This window comes from Pseudomonas sp. PME37.24/025 (assembly GCF_055556615.1).
On the sequence record NZ_JBVHNK010000001.1, the window covers coordinates 663,739 to 681,835 of the forward strand.

At 58.5% G+C, this 18,097-nt stretch carries 16 protein-coding genes; 7 read left to right on the forward strand and 9 right to left on the reverse strand.

The features are described from left to right. The first annotated feature begins 276 nt into the window (after positions 1–276). The 4 genes from ACZ3HH_RS02980 (at position 277) to ACZ3HH_RS02995 (ending at position 3,239) form a co-directional block, all read left to right on the forward strand. Positions 277–951: a heavy metal response regulator transcription factor gene (locus tag ACZ3HH_RS02980; protein WP_465802677.1), complete on the forward strand. Its 675-nt coding sequence runs from the start codon at positions 277–279 to the stop codon at positions 949–951. Continuing rightward, positions 948–2,354, forward strand: coding sequence for a heavy metal sensor histidine kinase (locus ACZ3HH_RS02985; protein WP_465802678.1), 1,407 nt, complete (start codon positions 948–950; stop codon positions 2,352–2,354). Before ACZ3HH_RS02980 ends, ACZ3HH_RS02985 begins: the two co-directional genes overlap by 4 nt. Positions 2,355–2,584: 230 nt before the next feature. Further along, positions 2,585–2,935 (forward strand): type II toxin-antitoxin system RelE/ParE family toxin, encoded by a 351-nt coding sequence (locus ACZ3HH_RS02990; RefSeq protein WP_095128979.1) that lies wholly within the window; start codon positions 2,585–2,587, stop codon positions 2,933–2,935. After that, positions 2,925–3,239, forward strand: a complete 315-nt coding sequence (locus tag ACZ3HH_RS02995) for a helix-turn-helix domain-containing protein (protein WP_465802679.1) — start codon at positions 2,925–2,927, stop codon at positions 3,237–3,239. Before ACZ3HH_RS02990 ends, ACZ3HH_RS02995 begins: the two co-directional genes overlap by 11 nt. Positions 3,240–3,438: 199 nt before the next feature. On the opposite strand, the gene ACZ3HH_RS03000 is transcribed toward ACZ3HH_RS02995, so the two are convergent. From ACZ3HH_RS03000 to ACZ3HH_RS03025, 6 genes are read right to left on the reverse strand one after another with little or no spacing between them, the layout of a single operon-like run. Then, complete coding sequence (locus ACZ3HH_RS03000) at positions 3,439–5,181, reverse strand: ABC transporter substrate-binding protein (RefSeq protein WP_465802680.1); 1,743 nt, start codon at positions 5,179–5,181, stop codon at positions 3,439–3,441. Positions 5,182–5,228: 47 nt separating this feature from the next. Next, positions 5,229–5,501, reverse strand: a complete 273-nt coding sequence (locus ACZ3HH_RS03005) for a DUF2160 domain-containing protein (RefSeq protein WP_032830117.1) — start codon at positions 5,499–5,501, stop codon at positions 5,229–5,231. Between the two features lie 10 nt (positions 5,502–5,511). After that, positions 5,512–6,312 (reverse strand): carbohydrate ABC transporter permease, encoded by an 801-nt coding sequence (locus ACZ3HH_RS03010; protein ID WP_465802681.1) that lies wholly within the window; start codon positions 6,310–6,312, stop codon positions 5,512–5,514. 8 nt (positions 6,313–6,320) lie between these two features. Next, the gene (locus ACZ3HH_RS03015) at positions 6,321–7,187 is read right to left on the reverse strand and encodes a carbohydrate ABC transporter permease (protein ID WP_465802682.1); all 867 of its coding nucleotides are present in this window, start codon (positions 7,185–7,187) and stop codon (positions 6,321–6,323) included. Then, complete coding sequence (locus tag ACZ3HH_RS03020; RefSeq protein WP_465802683.1) at positions 7,184–8,281, reverse strand: ABC transporter ATP-binding protein; 1,098 nt, start codon at positions 8,279–8,281, stop codon at positions 7,184–7,186. The genes ACZ3HH_RS03015 and ACZ3HH_RS03020 overlap by 4 nt, the downstream gene beginning before the upstream one ends. Next, positions 8,281–9,375, reverse strand: coding sequence for an ABC transporter ATP-binding protein (locus tag ACZ3HH_RS03025; protein ID WP_123358321.1), 1,095 nt, complete (start codon positions 9,373–9,375; stop codon positions 8,281–8,283). Before ACZ3HH_RS03025 ends, ACZ3HH_RS03020 begins: the two co-directional genes overlap by 1 nt. A 325-nt stretch (positions 9,376–9,700) precedes the next feature. On the opposite strand from ACZ3HH_RS03025, the gene ACZ3HH_RS03030 reads away from it, so the two are divergent. Further along, positions 9,701–11,563 carry a sigma-54-dependent Fis family transcriptional regulator gene (locus ACZ3HH_RS03030; protein ID WP_465802684.1) on the forward strand — a complete coding sequence of 621 codons (1,863 nt, stop codon included), beginning with the start codon at positions 9,701–9,703 and terminating at the stop codon, positions 11,561–11,563. A gap of 224 nt (positions 11,564–11,787) precedes the next feature. Here ACZ3HH_RS03030 and cysS read toward each other — a convergent pair whose 3' ends face one another. Both cysS and ACZ3HH_RS03040 read right to left on the reverse strand, forming a co-directional pair. After that, positions 11,788–13,170, reverse strand: a complete 1,383-nt coding sequence (gene cysS, locus ACZ3HH_RS03035; protein WP_465802685.1) for a cysteine--tRNA ligase — start codon at positions 13,168–13,170, stop codon at positions 11,788–11,790. Between the two features lie 24 nt (positions 13,171–13,194). Beyond that, positions 13,195–14,892: a glutamine--tRNA ligase/YqeY domain fusion protein gene (locus ACZ3HH_RS03040; protein WP_465802686.1), complete on the reverse strand. Its 1,698-nt coding sequence runs from the start codon at positions 14,890–14,892 to the stop codon at positions 13,195–13,197. A 279-nt stretch (positions 14,893–15,171) separates the two neighbouring features. Between ACZ3HH_RS03040 and ACZ3HH_RS03045 the strand changes: the two genes are divergently transcribed. Then, positions 15,172–15,675 carry a peptidylprolyl isomerase gene (locus ACZ3HH_RS03045; protein WP_465802687.1) on the forward strand — a complete coding sequence of 168 codons (504 nt, stop codon included), beginning with the start codon at positions 15,172–15,174 and terminating at the stop codon, positions 15,673–15,675. Beyond that, the gene (gene lpxH, locus ACZ3HH_RS03050; protein ID WP_465802688.1) at positions 15,672–16,424 is read left to right on the forward strand and encodes a UDP-2,3-diacylglucosamine diphosphatase; all 753 of its coding nucleotides are present in this window, start codon (positions 15,672–15,674) and stop codon (positions 16,422–16,424) included. Before ACZ3HH_RS03045 ends, lpxH begins: the two co-directional genes overlap by 4 nt. 124 nt (positions 16,425–16,548) lie before the next feature. Here lpxH and ACZ3HH_RS03055 read toward each other — a convergent pair whose 3' ends face one another. Further along, positions 16,549–18,078 (reverse strand): DHA2 family efflux MFS transporter permease subunit, encoded by a 1,530-nt coding sequence (locus ACZ3HH_RS03055; RefSeq protein ID WP_465802689.1) that lies wholly within the window; start codon positions 18,076–18,078, stop codon positions 16,549–16,551. Between the last annotated feature and the right edge of the window lie 19 nt (positions 18,079–18,097).

Here is an 18,097-nt window from a genome sequence, read left to right on the forward strand (position 1 = left end):
CACTTGTCTGAATGCGGCGCTTCGGCAGTCGGGCTTGCCTGCTGCGACGGGCTGTCGCAGATCGCCATTCCCAGGGCTCAAGACCCAGCATTTCAGTTGACTCTGTAGCCACTACAGCCTTTACCTTGCACGCCATCACACAGGGAAATATCCGTAGGACACCAGGAACTCACAACCTCTAGTCGCTATTAAACACCGTCCGGAAGACCCTACAAAAACAACAACTTTCCCGGCCACCTTAATTAAATATCCATTGAATAAAAGTGGTGATAGATCATGCGAATCCTTGTCGTCGAGGACGAGCTTAAAGCTGCCGAATACTTGCATCAGGGACTGACGGAAAGTGGTTATATCGTTGACCACGCGGCCACCGGTGCCGATGGACTGCATCTGGCGCAACAGCAGGCGTATGACTTGGTGATTCTGGATGTGAATCTGCCGGAGCTCGATGGCTGGGGAGTCCTGGAACAATTGCGTCGCACCCACTCCACCCGGGTGATGATGCTCACCGCGCGCGGGCGTCTGGCCGACAAGATTCGTGGTCTGGATCTGGGCGCCGATGATTATCTGGTCAAACCGTTCGAGTTCCCCGAATTGCTGGCACGGGTGCGTAGCCTGATGCGGCGCAGCGAAAACATCCCGGTGCCGCAGGTGCTCAAAGTCGCCGACCTGGAACTCGACCCTGGGCGCCATCGCGCCTTTCGCGGCGAGCAGCGCATCGACCTGACCACCAAGGAGTTCGCCCTGCTGCATCTGCTGATGCGCCAGTCCGGGGAAGTGCTCACACGCACCCAGATCATTTCACTGGTGTGGGACATGAACTTCGATTGCGACACCAACGTGGTCGAAGTGTCGATCCGGCGTTTGCGGGCGAAAATTGACGACCCGTTCGACAACAAGTTGATCCATACCCTGCGCGGTGTCGGCTATGTGCTGGAGGCGCGGGAATGAAGCCGGCCAGCCTGTCGATGCGCCTCGGCCTGACGGTGAGTATTCTCGGCGCGCTACTGGTGGTGTTTCTGGCGATCCTTGCCTATTTCGCCCTGACCCATGAACTGAACGCGTTATCCAGGGACAGCCTGGCCCAGAAGATGGAACAGGTGGAACACAGCCTGTCGCTGTACGCCGATTCCGCTGAAATTCGTTCGGCGCCGCACATTCTGCTCGATCAGGTCATGGGCCATGACAACCTCACCCTGACGATTTATGACCGCGCCAACTTGCGCACACCGCTGTTGAAATCCGGCTCCGGCATGGCCGACCCGCGTCTTGAACGCAAGGCAGCGCTGGTCGCCAACGAACAACTGACGTTCTCCGGCAGCACCGACGATCACGACAAGCGCTACCTGACCGTCTCTCGGTTGATCCGCATCAAGGACGGCACCCGCGTCCCGGTGCTGCTGTCGATGGACGATGCCCACAATCAGGCCTTGCTCAGCGCCTATCTGCGCTCGACGCTGATTGCTTTGCCGTTGCTGCTGATCTTCATCGGTCTCAGTGCCTGGGCCGCCGTACAGCGGGGGCTGACGCCGCTGCGCGAGTTTCGAAAAGTGGCGGCGATGGTTTCGACACAGGACCTCGATCATCGACTCTCGGTGGTGAACATGCCACAGGAACTCAGCGAACTGGCGCAAGGCATCAATTTCATGCTGCACCGCCTCGACAGCGGCGTGCAACAGTTGTCGCAGTTCTCCGATGATCTGGCCCATGAACTGCGCTCGCCGATCAACAATTTGATGGGCAAGGCACAGGTGACACTGTCCCGGGAACGCACGACTGAGGAGTACAAGAACGTACTGGTTTCCTGCACCGAGGAGCTGGAGCGGGTCGCGCGAATTGTCTCGGACATGCTGTTTCTGGCGCAGGTCAGCCACCCGGCGGCGCTTGCGCCATTCGAGTCAGTCGCACTGCATGAGGAAGCCTTGAAAGTCGCCGACCTGTTTTCCCTGTCTGCGCAGGACAAGCAGATTCATTTGAGTGTGGTCGGCAGCGCTCGGGTGCTGGGCGACCGGTTGATGATTCAACGCGCGATCTCGAACCTGCTGTCTAACGCCCTGCGCCACTGCCCGGCCGGGCAAACGGTTTCGTTGCAGATTGAACAAGGCGCGACGCAGGTTTCACTGCTGGTCAGCAACCCCGGCGCAGGCATCGAAGCGCAGCATCTGCCGCATCTATTCGATCGTTTTTACCGAGTCGACAGCAGCCGCTCCCGCTCACAAGGCAGCACCGGACTGGGCCTGGCCATCGTGCGTTCGATCATGAGCTTGCATCAGGGGGTGGCCGAAGTTGAAAGCCTGCCCGGTGCGATGACCGTCTTCAGACTCGCGTTCCCCAAAAACGAAAATGCAATGTAGATACGGTCTTGAACCTCTCCGAGCAAGCGCAAGTTTCAGGTCATAAGGCTGGCCCGCTTCTCCCCCTCTCCTCCCCGATATCCAGAATCGCCTCGCGGGTGAATCAGCCGCGTCCTACATCCCGATCCTGCATTCGACTTTAACGTAATGACTTGACCGAATTGGCAGGAACAGAAGCCTTGACCTATTCGATTCTTGTGATAGAAATATACGCAGGTAACGTACAGAACATGGACGCTCTTTTTATCGAATTACCCGCATTTCAAAAGCACAGAAATGACTACCTGGACGACGAACTGTTTCGCAGCTTTCAACTGGAGCTGCTGAAAAACCCGGAAGCGGGTGATCTCGTGGAAGGTACGGGCGGTTTGCGCAAAGTCCGCTTCTCCGACCAGCGACGAGGCAAAGGCAAGCGCAGCGGATTACGGGTGATTTATTACTGGTGGTCAGGTTTCGATCAATTCTGGCTGTTCACGGTGTACAGCAAAAACGAGCAAGACGACCTGACGCCTGCCCAGAAAAAACTTTTCAGACAAACGCTGGATAGAGAAATCAATACGAGAACCCACTATGAAACGTGACATTTTTTCCGAACTGATGGAGGGCCTCGAAGCCTTGGCCGACGAGCGCCAAGGTAAGGTCACGCTGCGGAGCCACAAGGTCAAACTGCCAAAACTGGTACCAATCACTGCCGAGGAAGTGGTAGCCATACGCCAACAGCTCAACCTTTCCCGTTCGGTATTCGCGATGTATTTGCGTACGAATACCCGGACGCTGGAGAACTGGGAACAAGGACGGGCGAAACCTAATGCTCAGGCGACAACGTTGATCCGGCTGGTTGAGCGCTTTCCGGAGACGGTGGAGCAATTGGCGGCGCTGACCTGAATCCACTGTTGTGTCCGATGACGCCATCGCGGGCAAGTCGGGTCGCCGCACCGCCGCTCCCACAGGATTCGCGCTAGTAGCAGATTTTATGACCATCCCCTATCCACTGTGGGAGCGGGCTTGCCCGCGATGGCGGTGGAACTGGCACAAAGTAAAACGGCACCTTTCGGTGCCGTTTTGCCTCACGCGGTCTCGCTGTTTACTTACGCGCCGCCTCCCACGATTTCAGCAGTTCGGCATAGCTCACGGTTTCGCCTTTAGGCTTCTCGTTCGCCAGTTTCGCTTTCGGCGCACCCGGCTGATCGAACCAGTACTGCGCATCCCGCTCCGGATTCATTTTCGGCCCGCAGGTCGGTTGTACCTTGGAGCGTTCCAGACGGGTCATGATCGCATCCTGATCCTTGGCCAGACCGTCCAGTGCCTGTTGTGGCGTTTTCTCGCCACTGGCCGCTTCGGCGATGTGGCTCCACCACAGTTGCGCCAAACGCGGATAGTCCGGCACGTTGGTCCCGGTCGGGGTCCATTGCACGCGGGCCGGGCTGCGATAGAACTCCACCAGACCACCGAGTTTCGGCGCAAGGTCGGTCATGGCTTGCGAGTTGATGTCCGACTCGCGGATCGGTGTCAGGCCGACGATGGTTTTCTTCAGCGATACGGTTTTCGAGGTTACGAACTGCGCGTACAGCCAGGCCGCGAGTTTTTGCTTTTCAGGCGTGGACTTGAGGAAGGTCCAGGAACCGGCGTCCTGATAACCGAGCTTCATGCCCTCCTCCCAGTACGGACCTTTTGGCGAGGGTGCCATGCGCCATTTCGGCGTGCCGTCGGCGTTCATCACCGGCAGGCCCGGTTTGGTCATGTCGGCGGTAAACGCGGTGTACCAGAAGATCTGCTGGGCGATGTTGCCTTGGGACGGCACCGGCCCAGACTCGGAGAAGGTCATGCCCGCCGCTTCCGGTGGCGCATATTTCTTCAGCCAGTCGACGTACTTGGTGGTGGCATAGACCGCCGCCGGGCCGTTGGTGTCGCCGCCGCGGGTTACGCTGGAACCGACTGGATGGCAGTCTTCGACACGGATGCCCCACTCGTCCACCGGCAAGCCGTTGGGAATGCCCTTGTCGCCAGCGCCGGCCATGGAGAACCAGGCATCGGTAAAGCGCCAGCCGAGGGACGGGTCTTTCTTGCCGTAGTCCATGTGCCCGTAGATACGCTTGCCGTCGATTTCCTTGACGTCTTCGCTGAAGAATTTGGCGATGTCTTCATAGGCAGACCAGTTCACCGGTACGCCCAATTCATAACCGTATTTTTCTTTGAATTTCGCTTTCAGATCCGCCCGTTCGAACCAGTCGGCGCGGAACCAGTAGAGGTTGGCGAATTGCTGGTCGGGCAGTTGATAGACCTTGCCGTCCGGCGCGGTGGTGAACGAGATGCCGATGAAGTCTTTGATGTCCAGCGTCGGCGAAGTGTAGGCCTTGCCTTCGTTGGCCATCAGGTCGGTGATCGATTCGGTCTTGCCGTAGCGAAAGTGCGTACCGATCAGGTCCGAGTCGTTGACCCAGCCGTCATAGATGTTCTTGTCCGATTGCATCTGGGTCTGCAGCTTTTCCACCACGTCGCCTTCCTGCAGCAAGTCGTGGGTCAGCTTGATCCCGGTGATCTCGGTAAAGGCTTTGGCCAGCGTTTTGGATTCATATTCGTGGGTCGCGATGGTTTCCGAAACCACCTTGATGCTCATCCCGCGAAACGGCTCGGATGCCTTGATGAACCACTTCAGCTCTTCGAGCTGCTGATCGGCCGTCAGGGTGGACGGCTTGAATTCGCTGCCAATCCATTTCTTCGCGGCGTCTTCATAGGCATCAGCCCAGGCCGCAGCGCTCAACCCGCTGAGTGCCAGCATGGCTGCCAATGAAATGCTATGTCGCAGCTTATTGTTTTTGTCGAACATAGAGACCTCCTGTTTGATTTTCGGAGCAACATTGCCGAGCGATTCGACTAGCCCCAACGCATCACAGCCAACAGCCACACCAGGGACAACGCGAACGCTACCCAGATGCTCCAGTCGGTGACGCCGATTACCAGCAAATGCAGGTAGGCGCTGCCGAGAAGACCGATAAACAGCCGATCGCCACGGGTAGTGGCAATCGGCAAAAAACCACGCCGAGGGATACTCGGCGAACGCAATTCCCAGGTCGTCATGCCCGTCAGGATCAAGGCAATGACGCTGAAGAACGCCGCCGTGGGGCCAGTCCAACTCATCCATTCCATCATCAGTTCCTCATACCCGACCCAGGGCAAAGCCCTTGGCCACATGGTTGCGAACAAACCAGATCACCAGCATGCCCGGCAGGATAGTCAAAACCCCCGCTGCCGCCAGCACGCCCCAATCGATGCCGGACGCCGAGACCGTGCGGGTCATCACCGCCGCGATGGGTTTGGCGTTCACCGAAGTCAGGGTTCGCGCCAGCAGCAGCTCGACCCAGGAAAACATGAAGCAGAAAAACGCCGTGACGCCGATCCCGGAGCCGATCAGCGGGACGAAGATCTTCACGAAGAACTTGGGGGAACTGTAGCCGTCGATGTAGGCGGTTTCGTCAATTTCCTTGGGAACGCCGGACATGAAGCCCTCAAGAATCCACACCGCCAACGGCACGTTAAACAGACAGTGCGCCAACGCCACCGCGATGTGGGTATCGAACAACCCGATCGAGGAATACAGCTGAAAAAATGGCAACAGGAAAACCGCCGGCGGCGCCATGCGGTTAGTCAGCAGCCAGAAGAACAGGTGCTTGTCGCCGAGAAAACGATAGCGCGAGAACGCATACGCCGCTGGCAACGCCACACTCAGAGAAATCACCGTATTCAGACTGACGTAATACAGCGAGTTGAGGTAACCGGTGTACCAGCTCGGGTCGGTGAAGATCACCTTGTAGTTGGCGAAGGTGAAATCCTGGGGAAACAGCGTCAGACCGCCGAGGATTTCGGTGTTGCTCTTGAAGGACATGTTCAGCAGCCAGTAGATCGGCACCAGCAGGAACAGGATGTAGATCAGCAGTGGAATCAGCTTTCTCTTGCTCATGGCGGGCCTCACCGATTGGCGTCAGAGTGAGTCATGGCGGTATAGAACAGCCACGACACCAACAGGATGATCAGGAAGTACACCAACGAGAAAGCCGCCGCCGGGCCGAGGTCGAATTGCCCTACGGCCATTTGGGTCAGCGTCTGACTCAAGAAGGTCGTGGCATTGCCCGGACCGCCACCCGTCAGTACGAACGGCTCGGTGTAGATCATGAAGCTGTCCATGAACCGCAGCATCACCGCGATCAGCAGCACGCTCTTGAGCTTGGGCAACTGGATGTGTCGGAAAACCGCCCAGGCCGACGCCCGATCAATCCGCGCCGCCTGGTAATACACGTCCGGAATCGCCCGTAAACCGGAGAAACACAACAGCGCCACCAGCGACGTCCAGTGCCAGACGTCCATCACCAACACCGTGACCCAGGCGTCCATGGTGTTGGATGCATAGTTGTAGTTCAGGCCCATGGCCTTGAGGCTGGCGCCGAGCAGACCAATGTCCGCGCGGCCGAAAATCTGCCAGATGGTGCCGACTACGTTCCACGGAATCAGCAAGGGAATCGCCAGAATGATCAGCACCACCGACGACCACCGCCCCTTGGTCGGCATGGTCAAGGCAATGGCGATACCCAACGGGATTTCGATCAACAACACGCAGCCGGAGTAGATGAACTGGCGCAGCAGCGAGTCATGCAACCGTGGGTCGAGCAGCACCTGCCTGTACCAGTCGGCACCGACGAAGTAGCGGCTGGACTGGTCGAAGATGTCCTGCACCGAGTAGTTGACCACGGTCATCATCGGGATCACCGCACTGAATGCCACCAGCAGGAACACCGGCAACACCAGCCACCAAGCCTTGTTGTTCTGCACCTTGTTCATGGCAGCACCTCCAGCAGGTAATCATCGGCATAGACCATCAGCCACTGCGCCGGAAAACTGATGTACGCCGTGCCTTCGGGCACCGGTTTATCTTCGGCCAGGCGTACTTTGAGCGCAGCGCCGTCGAGGTTCAGGGTCATGATCTTGTAGGTGCCCAGGTCTTCGACGTGTACGACCTGTGCCTGCATCGCGTCATCAAAGGGCTCGTCCCACACATGAACGAACTCAGGACGGATGCCGACTTTCAGGGTTTTCCATTCGGACTCGGCGATTCGTTTCTGCATTGCGTCGGACAACGGCAAGTGGGTTCCGGCAAAACCGACACCGCCGGGTTGCGGCTGAACCTCGATCAGGTTCATCCCCGGGCTGCCGATGAAATAACCGACAAAGGTGTGGCTCGGCCGCTCGAACAATTCCCGTGGCGTACCGAACTGCACGATCTGCCCGCCATACATCACCGCGATCTTGTCAGCGAAGGTCGAGGCTTCGAGCTGATCGTGGGTGACGTAGACCATGGTGATGTTGAACTGCTCATGGATCTGCTTGAGCTTGCGTCGCAGCTTCCACTTCAGGTGCGGGTCGATCACTGTCAGCGGTTCATCGAAGAGGATCGCCGACACGTCATCGCGCACCAGCCCACGGCCCATGGAGACTTTCTGTTTTTCATCGGCGGTGAGGTTGCGCGCCTTCTTGTACAGCAATGCCTGGAGGTCGAGGACTTCAGCGATTTCCTGCACCTTGGTGTGAATTTTCGCTTCCGCCATGCCCTGATTGCGCAACGGGAAGGCCAGGTTATCGAACACCGTCATGGTGTCGTAGACCACCGGAAACTGGAAAACCTGAGCGATGTTGCGCTTTTCCGGGGTCAGTTCGTTGACCACTTTACTGTCGAACAGCACTTGGCCCTGAGACGGGCTGAGCAACCCGGAAATGATGTTGAGCAAGGTCGACTTGCCGCACCCCGAAGGCCCGAGCAGCGCATAAGCACCGCCCTGTTCCCAGACATGGTCCATCTCGCGGATCGCGTAATCCTCGGGGCCGGTCGGCGTAGGAGTGTAGCTGTGGGCAAGGTTCTGCAAACGGATTTCGGCCATCAGGCAACCCTCGCAATGCGGCGACCGGGCGCCTGAACCAGCCGCCCCTGCATATCGAACACAAACAGTTTATGGGTCGGGATATAGATGCGAATCGGCGCGTCGACGTCGTATTCATGAACACCCGGCAAGTGCAGCACCAGCAGGAAATACTCGTTGCGCACGTGCAGGAAGGTTTCCGAACCGCTGATCTCGGCCACCTCGACGGTCACCGCCAGCTCAAGGTCATCGTCATTGCTCGGCACCAGCGAAATGTGGCTGGGGCGCACGCCGAAACGGAACTCGCCCTCGCCCACTGGCCGCAGATCGACGTTCAACGGGAAATGCACAAAATTGGCGAAACTGACCTCGTTGCCGGCGATACGCCCCGGCATCAGGTTGATCGGCGGCTCGGAGAACAACTCTGCCGCCAGCACGGTTTGCGGCTGGTGATAAACCTCGGATGACTTGCCGCTCTGAATCACCCGACCTTCGTGAAGAATGGTCGTGGTGCCGCCCAGCGCTAACGCTTCGTTGGGCTCAGTGGTGGCATAAATCGCAATGGTGTGCCGGGCCTTGAACAGCTCGCGCATTTCCTGGCGCAGCTCTTCGCGCAGCTTGTAGTCGAGGTTGACCAGCGGCTCGTCGAACAGAATCAGCTCGGCGTCCTTGACCAGCGCCCGGGCCATCGCCGTGCGCTGTTGCTGGCCGCCGGAGAGCTCCAAAGGATGGCGCTGGAGGAATTTCTCGATGCGCAGCATCTTCGCGGTTTCCAGCACTTTGCTCTGGATCAGCTCATTGGAAACACCGGACTGACGCAGCGGCGAGGCGATGTTCTCGAACACCGTCATGGTCGGGTAATTGATGAACTGCTGATAGACCATCGACACGTTGCGCAAACGCACCGGGCGCTGGGTGACGTCGACGCCGTTCATCAGGATGCGACCGCTGTCGGGCTTGTCTAAACCTGCCATCAGGCGCATGAGGCTGGTTTTGCCGGACAGCGTGCGACCGAGCAAAACATTGAACGATCCGGGTTCGAAGTTAAGGCACGCATCGTCGATCCAGGTCTGACCCTCGACGGTACGGCTGACGTGCTCCAGGATTAGTGACATGGCTCGGCCTTTTTATTATTGGAGTCAAGCGACCGGAGCACTACAGCGACATTCGTGCCAGAAATCCCAAGCGGTTGATCTGGCTTGAAATTCCTTCAAATGAGATGAAAACAGCGTTCGTTGCTGAACAGAAATGAACAACCACGACTGAACAATTGAACAGCTCAAAGATTGACAATGAACAAATGTGAACAACACTCTATGGATGCTTTTTACCGTTCCTGGAGCAATGCCAGCGTGCGGAACCTGTGGGAGCGAGCCTGCTCGCTCCCACAGGGAACTACCTATAACAACAATAAAAAGCATTATTCAGAGGCTGAATGCCATGGCCGCACCTGCCCCGCCGCTCTCCCACGACGCCATCATCCAGGACTCCTGGTCTCGCTGCCGCGCGTTCGGGCTCGATCATCAGAGCGCGCCGGCGTTCGATCAGTTGCCGGCCGATGGCATCGCCCAGTTGCTGGAGAGCCAGCATTCACTGGTGCAGACCACCCATCAGGAAGTCCTGCCGTATTACGAGAACATCCTCAGTAACTCCAATTGCCTGATCATGCTCGCCGACAATCAGGGCCAGGTGCTGACGTCCTGGGGCACCCAGCGTTTCATCGAGCCGAGCCTGACTCGTGGTTTCAGCGCCGGCGCCAGCTGGATTGAGCGTTGCAGCGGGACCAATGCGATCGGCACCGCGTTGGCCTGCGAGCAGGCGGTGCACATCGAGCACGATGAACATTTTCTCAAGGCCAACCGCTTCATGACCGGTTCCGCCGCACCGATTTTCGATGCCGAGCGCAAGGTGATCGCGGTACTGGATGTGTCCAGCGACAGCTATCTGCCGCCGTCGCACACCCTGGGCATGGTCAAAATGATGAGCCAGACCGTGGAGAACCGGCTGATCCTCAACCTGTTCCATGGCCAGCATTTCCAGCTGACCTTCAACACCGGGCTGAATAACCTCGACAGCCAATGGGCCGGGTTACTGATCTTCGACGAAACCGGTCAGGTGCTGTCCGCCAATCGCCGGGCCGACAACCTGCTGGGCATCAGCCTGTCACGGGTTAGCGTCGAAAGCCTGTTCAAAGTCTCGTTGCTGGAACTGCTGAACCACCCGGACGGCCTGCCGTTTGCCCTGCAAGCCTCGGGGCGTAACCGTTTTCAATGCCTGTTGAAACGGCCGAAACAGGCGCCGATTCAGGCGAGGCTGTTTTCTGAAATAAAGAGTTCTGAAACGAAGAGTGCTGAACCCCGCGTGGCGGCTCCCATAGCGATCAGCCTCAATACCCTGCATTTTGGCGACAGCCGCGTGGAAAAAGCCGTGCGCCAGGCCGAACGCTTGCTGGAAAAGGACATTCCGCTGTTAATCCACGGGGAAACCGGGGTCGGCAAGGAAGTTTTCGTTAAAGCCCTGCATCAGGCCAGTTCACGCAGCAAACAGCCGTTCATTGCCGTCAACTGTGCAGCGATCCCCGCCGAACTGGTGGAATCCGAGCTGTTTGGCTATGAGAAAGGTGCGTTCACCGGTGCCAATCAGAAAGGCAGCATCGGGCTGATCCGCAAGGCCGATAAAGGCACCCTGTTCCTCGATGAAATCGGCGACATGCCGCTACCGACCCAGGCCCGGCTGTTGCGGGTGTTGCAGGAGCGTTGCGTGCAACCGGTGGGCAGCAGCGAGTTGTTCCCGGTGGACATTCGGATTATTTCAGCGACTAACCGCTCATTGCGCGAGCAGGTTCAGCTGGGGCGGTTTCGTGAGGATTTGTACTACCGCATCGGCGGTTTGACCCTGGAACTGCCGCCGCTGCGCGAACGCAGCGATAAGGAAGCGCTGTTCAAGCGTTTGTGGGAACAGCACCGCGAACCGAGCCAATGGGCTGGCTTGAGCCATGAAGTGATGGAGCTGTTCAGTCGTCATCCGTGGCCGGGGAATTTGCGCCAGGTCAGCAGTGTGATGCAGGTGGCGCTGGCCATGGCCGAGGAACAACCCGTGCGGCCGGAGCATTTGCCGGATGATTTTTTTGTCGATCTGGAGATGGAGCCGGTGGATTCGCCGGAGCCGATAGTGGTTGATTTGAATGATGCCGAGGAATTGAATCGGCAGTTGCAGGCGGCTGGGGGGAATATTTCCCATTTAGCCCGCAGGCTTGGGGTTAGTCGCAACACCCTTTACAAGCGATTGCGCCAGGTTGAGTGACGAAGACCACACGGATTGTGTTCGGCTTGAGACCATCGCGGGCAAGCCCGCTCCCACAGGGATTTGTGTCGTATACAGAATCGGAATTCACCTCGGCCATTGTGGGAGCGGGCTCGCCCGCGATGGCGCCAGCATGGGCACCGCAGCACTTACACCCTGCGCATAAACAAAAACCCGCACAAGGCGGGTTTCTGTTTTTGTGAAAGGCGTAGCCAATCAAGCAATCAGTCAGCCAGACGCCAGGTCGTCCCGCCCTTGCCGTCTTCCAGCACCACGCCCATGGCGGTGAGCTGGTCGCGGATGCGGTCAGATTCGGCCCAGTCCTTGCCGGCCCGTGCTGCCAGACGCGCGGCAATCAGCGCTTCGACTTCGGCCGCATCAACCCGCCCTTCGGCACCGGCTTGCAGGAAGTCATCGGCTTCGAGTTGCAATACACCCAACACGCTGGCCAATTCTTTCAAACGAGCCGCCAAACCCGCCGCTGCATCGAGATCGCTCTCGCGCAGACGGTTGATCTCGCGGACCATCTCGAACAGCACCGCACAGGCTTCCGGCGTGCCGAAGTCGTCGTTCATCACCTGAGTGAAGCGCTCGACAAAGGCTTCGCCACCGGCAGGTAGAACGTTCGGCAGGCCTTTCAACGCGTGGTAGAAACGCTCAAGCGCGCCTTTGGCGTCCTTGAGGTTGTCTTCCGAATAGTTGATCGCACTACGGTAGTGGCTGGACACCAGCAGGTAACGCACGACTTCCGGGTGGTACTTTTCCAGCACGTCACGAATGGTGAAGAAGTTGTTCAAGGACTTGGACATCTTCTCGCCATTGATGCGAATCATGCCGCAATGCATCCACGCGTTGGCGTAGGTCTTGCCGGTGGCCGCTTCGCTCTGGGCGATTTCGTTTTCATGGTGCGGGAACTCGAGGTCGCTGCCGCCGCCATGAATGTCAAACGTCTCGCCGAGGCAGCAGGTGGACATCACCGAGCACTCGATGTGCCAGCCCGGACGACCATCGCCCCACGGCGAAGGCCAGCTCGGCTCGCCCGGCTTGGCGCCTTTCCACAGCACGAAGTCCAACGGGTCCTGTTTCGACTCGTCGACTTCGATCCGTGCGCCGATACGCAGGTCTTCGATCTTCTTGCGCGACAGCTTGCCGTAGCCCATGAACTTGGCGACGCGGTAGTACACGTCGCCATTGCCCGGTGCATAGGCGTAGCCCTTGTCGATCAGGGTCTGGATCATCGCGTGCATGCCGGCGATGTGGCCGGTGGCGCGCGGTTCCATGTCCGGTTTCTGGATGTTCAGGCGCGCTTCGTCTTCGTGCATCGCCGCGATCATGCGCTCGGTCAGCGCTTCGAACGACTCGCCGTTTTCACGAGCGCGATTGATGATCTTGTCGTCGATGTCGGTGATGTTGCGCACGTAGGTCAGGTCGTAACCGCTGAACCGCAACCAGCGGGTCACCAGATCGAACGCGACCATGCTGCGGCCATGGCCCAGGTGGCAGTAGTCGTACACGGTCATCCCGCAGACGTACATGCGCACCTTATTGCCATCCAGGGGCTTGAAGACTTCTTTGCTCTTGGTGAGCGTGTTGTAGATCGTAAGCACGAATGCTCCTTCCTTAACGCTGAATCACTGGCCCCACGAATCGCGCAGGGTCACGGTACGGTTGAACACCGGATGACCGGGTTTCGAGTCCTTGATATCCGCGACGAAGTAACCTTCGCGCTCGAACTGGAAACGGTCTTCCGGCTGTGCATTGCCAAGCGAAGGCTCGGCACGACAACCGGTGAGGACTTGCAGCGAGTCAGGGTTGATGTTGTCCAGGAAACTGGCGCTGTCTTCGGCCTTCTCAGGGTTGGCCGAACGGAACAGGCGATCGTACAGGCGCACTTCACACTCGACGCTGGCCGCGGCCGGCACCCAGTGCACCACGCCTTTGACCTTGCGGCCTTCAGGGTTCTTGCCCAGGGTTTCCGGGTCATACGAGCAACGCAGTTCGACGATGTTGCCATCGGCGTCCTTGATCGCTTCGTCGGCGCGAATCACGTAGCTGCCGCGCAGACGCACTTCGCCAGCAGGTTCCAGGCGTTTGTAGCCTTTTGGCGGCTCTTCCATGAAGTCTTCACGGTCGATGTAGAGCTCACGGGCGAACGGCAGAACGCGCACGCCCATGTCTTCTTTCGGGTGGCACGCCAATTCGAGGTTTTCGACCTGGCCTTCCGGGTAGTTGGTGATCACGACTTTCAACGGACGCAACACGCACATGGCACGCGGGGCGCTGTGGTCGAGGTCGTCACGGATGCTGAATTCGAGCATGCCGAAATCGACCACGCCGTCGGAACGGTTGGTGCCGATCATTTCGCAGAAGTTGCGGATCGATTTCGGCGTGTAGCCACGGCGGCGGAAACCCGACAGCGTGGACATGCGCGGATCGTCCCAGCCATGAACGTGCTTTTCATCGACCAGTTGCTTGAGCTTGCGCTTGCTGGTGATGGTGTAGTTCAGGTTCAGACGGCTGAATTCGTACTGACGCGGCTGCGCCGGCACGGGTAGGTTCTCGAGGAACCATTCGTACAGCGGACGGTGGCTTTCGAACTCCAGGGTGCAGATCGAGTGCGTGATGCCTTCGATGGCGTCCGACTGACCGTGGGTGAAGTCGTAGTTCGGGTAGATGCACCACTTGTCGCCGGTCTGGTGGTGATGCGCGTGACGGATGCGATACATGATCGGGTCGCGCAGGTTCATGTTCGGCGAGGCCATGTCGATCTTGGCCCGCAGCACGCGTGCGCCGTCCGGGAACTCGCCAGCGCGCATGCGGGCGAACCAGTCGAGGTTTTCTTCCACGGAGCGGTCACGGAACGGGCTGTTCTTGCCCGGCTCGGTCAGGCTGCCACGGTATTCCTTGGCTTGCTCAGGGCTCAGGTCATCGACGTAAGCCTTGCCGGCCTTGATCAGCTCTACCGCCCAGTCGTGCAACTGGTCGAAATACTGCGAGGCATAGCGCACTTCACCGGACCATTCGAAGCCCAGCCATTTGACGTCGCTTTCGATCGCGTCGATGTATTCCTGGTCTTCCTTGGCCGGGTTGGTGTCGTCGAAACGCAGGTGCGTGACGCCGCCAAATTCCTGGGCCAGACCGAAGTTCACACAGATCGACTTGGCGTGACCGATGTGCAGGTAGCCGTTGGGCTCAGGCGGGAAACGGGTGACGATCTGCGTGTGCTTACCCGAGTCCAGGTCCGCCTGGATGATCGGGCGCAGGAAATTGACCGGCACGGCAGGGCCAGTCTTGGAATTCGAGGTAGGGTCGACAGTGGGCTTGCTCATAGGATCCTTGAACGTACAAGTGCGCGGCCAGTTGGCCAAATCAAAGCGGCTGTTATAAATCAAAGGGGCTTATCATAGCCGATGCTGTCAAGTGGCTGACAGAGCGGGCCGGCAATCGGTTGCATTTAATCGGCTGGCAATGAAAAACAGCCTCGAAATTCGCGCCCGGCACGCTAAACTGCCTGCCTTGGCCGACACTGGCCGGACTGGTTGAGGGCCTGAACGCCCCGAAACCCACGAATTCATAGAAAACGCTTTACCTCATAAAGAGTGATGATCATGACCCAAGTCAAACTGACCACCAACCATGGCGACATCGTCCTGGAGCTGAACGCTGAGAAAGCCCCGATCACCGTGGCCAACTTCATCGAGTACGTTAAAGCCGGTCACTACGAAAACACTGTTTTCCACCGCGTCATCGGCAACTTCATGATCCAGGGCGGCGGTTTCGAGCCAGGCATGAAAGAAAAGAAAGACAAGCGCCCAAGCATCCAGAACGAAGCCGACAACGGCCTGCCGAACGTGAAGTACAGCGTAGCCATGGCCCGCACCATGGAGCCGCATTCGGCTTCCGCCCAGTTCTTCATCAACGTGGCTGACAACAGCTTCCTCAACCACAGTGGTAAAACCACTCAGGGTTGGGGCTACGCCGTATTCGCCAAAGTAGTCGAAGGCACTGACGTAGTCGACAAGATCAAAGGTGTTTCCACCACCATGAAGTCCGGCCACCAGGACGTGCCAGCAGAAGACGTGATCATCGAGAAAGCCGAGATCATTGAGTGATACTGCTGATTTCAGACTTGCATCTGGAAGAGGAGCGCCCGGACATTACCCGGGCGTTTCTGGATTTGCTCGCTAGACGTGCCCGCTCAGCGAGTGCGTTGTACATTCTGGGCGACTTTTTCGAGGCGTGGATTGGCGACGATGCCATGACGCCGTTCCAGCGTTCCATCTGCCAGGCCCTGCGCGAACTCAGCGACAGCGGCACGGCCATATTTCTGATGCACGGCAATCGCGACTTCATGCTTGGCCAGACCTTCTGCAAACAGGCCGGTTGCACGTTGTTGAAAGACCCGAGTGTCGTGCAGTTTTACGGCGAGCCAGTGCTGTTGATGCACGGCGACAGCCTCTGCACCCGTGACGTCGGCTATATGAAGCTGCGACGTTACCTGCGCAACCCGATCACCCTGTTCATTCTGCGGCATCTGCCCTTGCGCACTCGTCATAAACTGGCGCGCAAGCTGCGCAGCGAAAGCCGTGCACAGACGCGGATGAAGGCCAATGACATTGTCGATGTCACGCCAGAAGAAGTGCCGCGGGTCATGCAGCAATATGGCGTGAAAACCTTGATTCACGGCCATACCCATCGCCCCGCCATCCACAAGTTGCAGATTGGCGAGCAGGCGGCCAAACGCATTGTGTTGGGGGATTGGGATCGTCAGGGTTGGGCGTTGCAGGTCGATGAGCAAGGGTTTGCGTTGGCGCCGTTTGACTTCACCCCGCCGCCGCAGCTGGCCGCACCCGCAAACTAACGGCCGAACACAAGAACCTGTGGGAGCGGGCTTGCCCGCGATGACGATGGATCAGTCAACAACGTTGTTGAATGTGATTCCGCTATCGCGGGCAAGCCCGCTCCCACAGGGGTTTGTGTTTATCTCAATGACCGGCAGCAGCAGGCCCCGCCTTCGCCGCAAACGGTGGTTTCGCCAGCCACACCAGCAGAATCAACCCCATGAACGCCCACCCCAGCAACGTGAAGTAATCCACGGTGGAGAGCATGTACGCCTGGCTGGTCAGCACATGATCCAGTTGCGCGTAGGCTGGGTTGCCCGCCCCGCCCAACGCATTCAAGGCGTCCCGGGTCGTCGGCTCATAGGTGGTAATGCTTTCACTCAGATACGCATGGTGCTGATCGGCCCGGCGAATCCAGATCCAGGTGGTCAACGATGCCGCAAAACTACCGCCCAAGGTCCGCAGGAAGGTCGCAAGCCCCGCGCCGTCGGCAATCTGGCTCGGTGGCAAATCCGACATCAAAATGCTCAGGGTCGGCATGAAGAACAGCGCCACGCCAATGCCCATGAACAGCTGCACCAAAGCGATGTGCTGGAAGTCCACTTCGTTGGTAAACCCGGCGCGCATGAAGCAACTAAAACCGATGCACAGGAACGCGCCACCGGCCAGCAGGCGCAGGTCGAATTTGTGCGCGTACTTGCCGACAAACGGCGACAAAACCACCGGCAAAATGCCGATCGGTGCCACCGCCAGTCCGGCCCAAGTGGCTGTGTAGCCCATCTGGGTTTGCAGCCATTGCGGCAGGATCAGGTTGATGCCGAAGAACCCGGCGTAACCCAGCACCAACACAATGGTGCCGATGCGGAAATTACGGTAAGCGAACAGCCGCAGATTGACCACCGGATGCTTGTCGGTCATTTCCCAGATCACGAACACCGCCAGCGCAATCACTGAAATAGCCGCGCCGATCAGGATGAAGTTCGACTCGAACCAGTCCAGGTCATTGCCCTTGTCGAGGATCACCTGCAACGCGCCGACGCCAATGATCAACGTGATCAAACCCACGTAATCCATCGGCTGGTAACTGGTCACCACCGGCCGCGCCTTGAGCTGCGAGCGCACGACCATGACCGCAAAAACACCGATCGGCACGTTGATAAAGAAAATCCACGGCCAGCTGTAGCTGTCAGTAATCCAGCCGCCGAGGATCGGCCCAGCAATCGGCGCCACCACCGTGACCATCGCCAGCAACGCCAAGGCCATGCCTCGCCTGGCGGGCGGATAGACGGCAATCAACAGCGTCTGCGTCATCGGGTACAACGGCCCGGCCACCAGACCTTGAAGCACCCGAAAGCCGATCAGCTCAGGCATCGAGGTCGAGATACCGCAGAGAAACGAGGCCAGCACGAACAGCATCGTCGCCCAGAGAAACAGCTTCACCTCACCGAAACGCCGACTGAGCCAACCGGTCAGCGGCAGCGCAATGGCGTTGCTTACGGCAAACGAGGTGATGACCCAGGTGCCCTGCTCCGAACTCACGCCCAGGTTGCCGGAAATCGTCGGCAAGGCCACGTTGGCGATGGTGGTGTCGAGCACCTGCATGAAGGTCGCCAGCGACAGGCCGATCGTGCTGAGCAGCAGGCTGGGCGGCGTGAAAGACGCGTTATTGCTCATCGCAAATCCTTTGAAACCT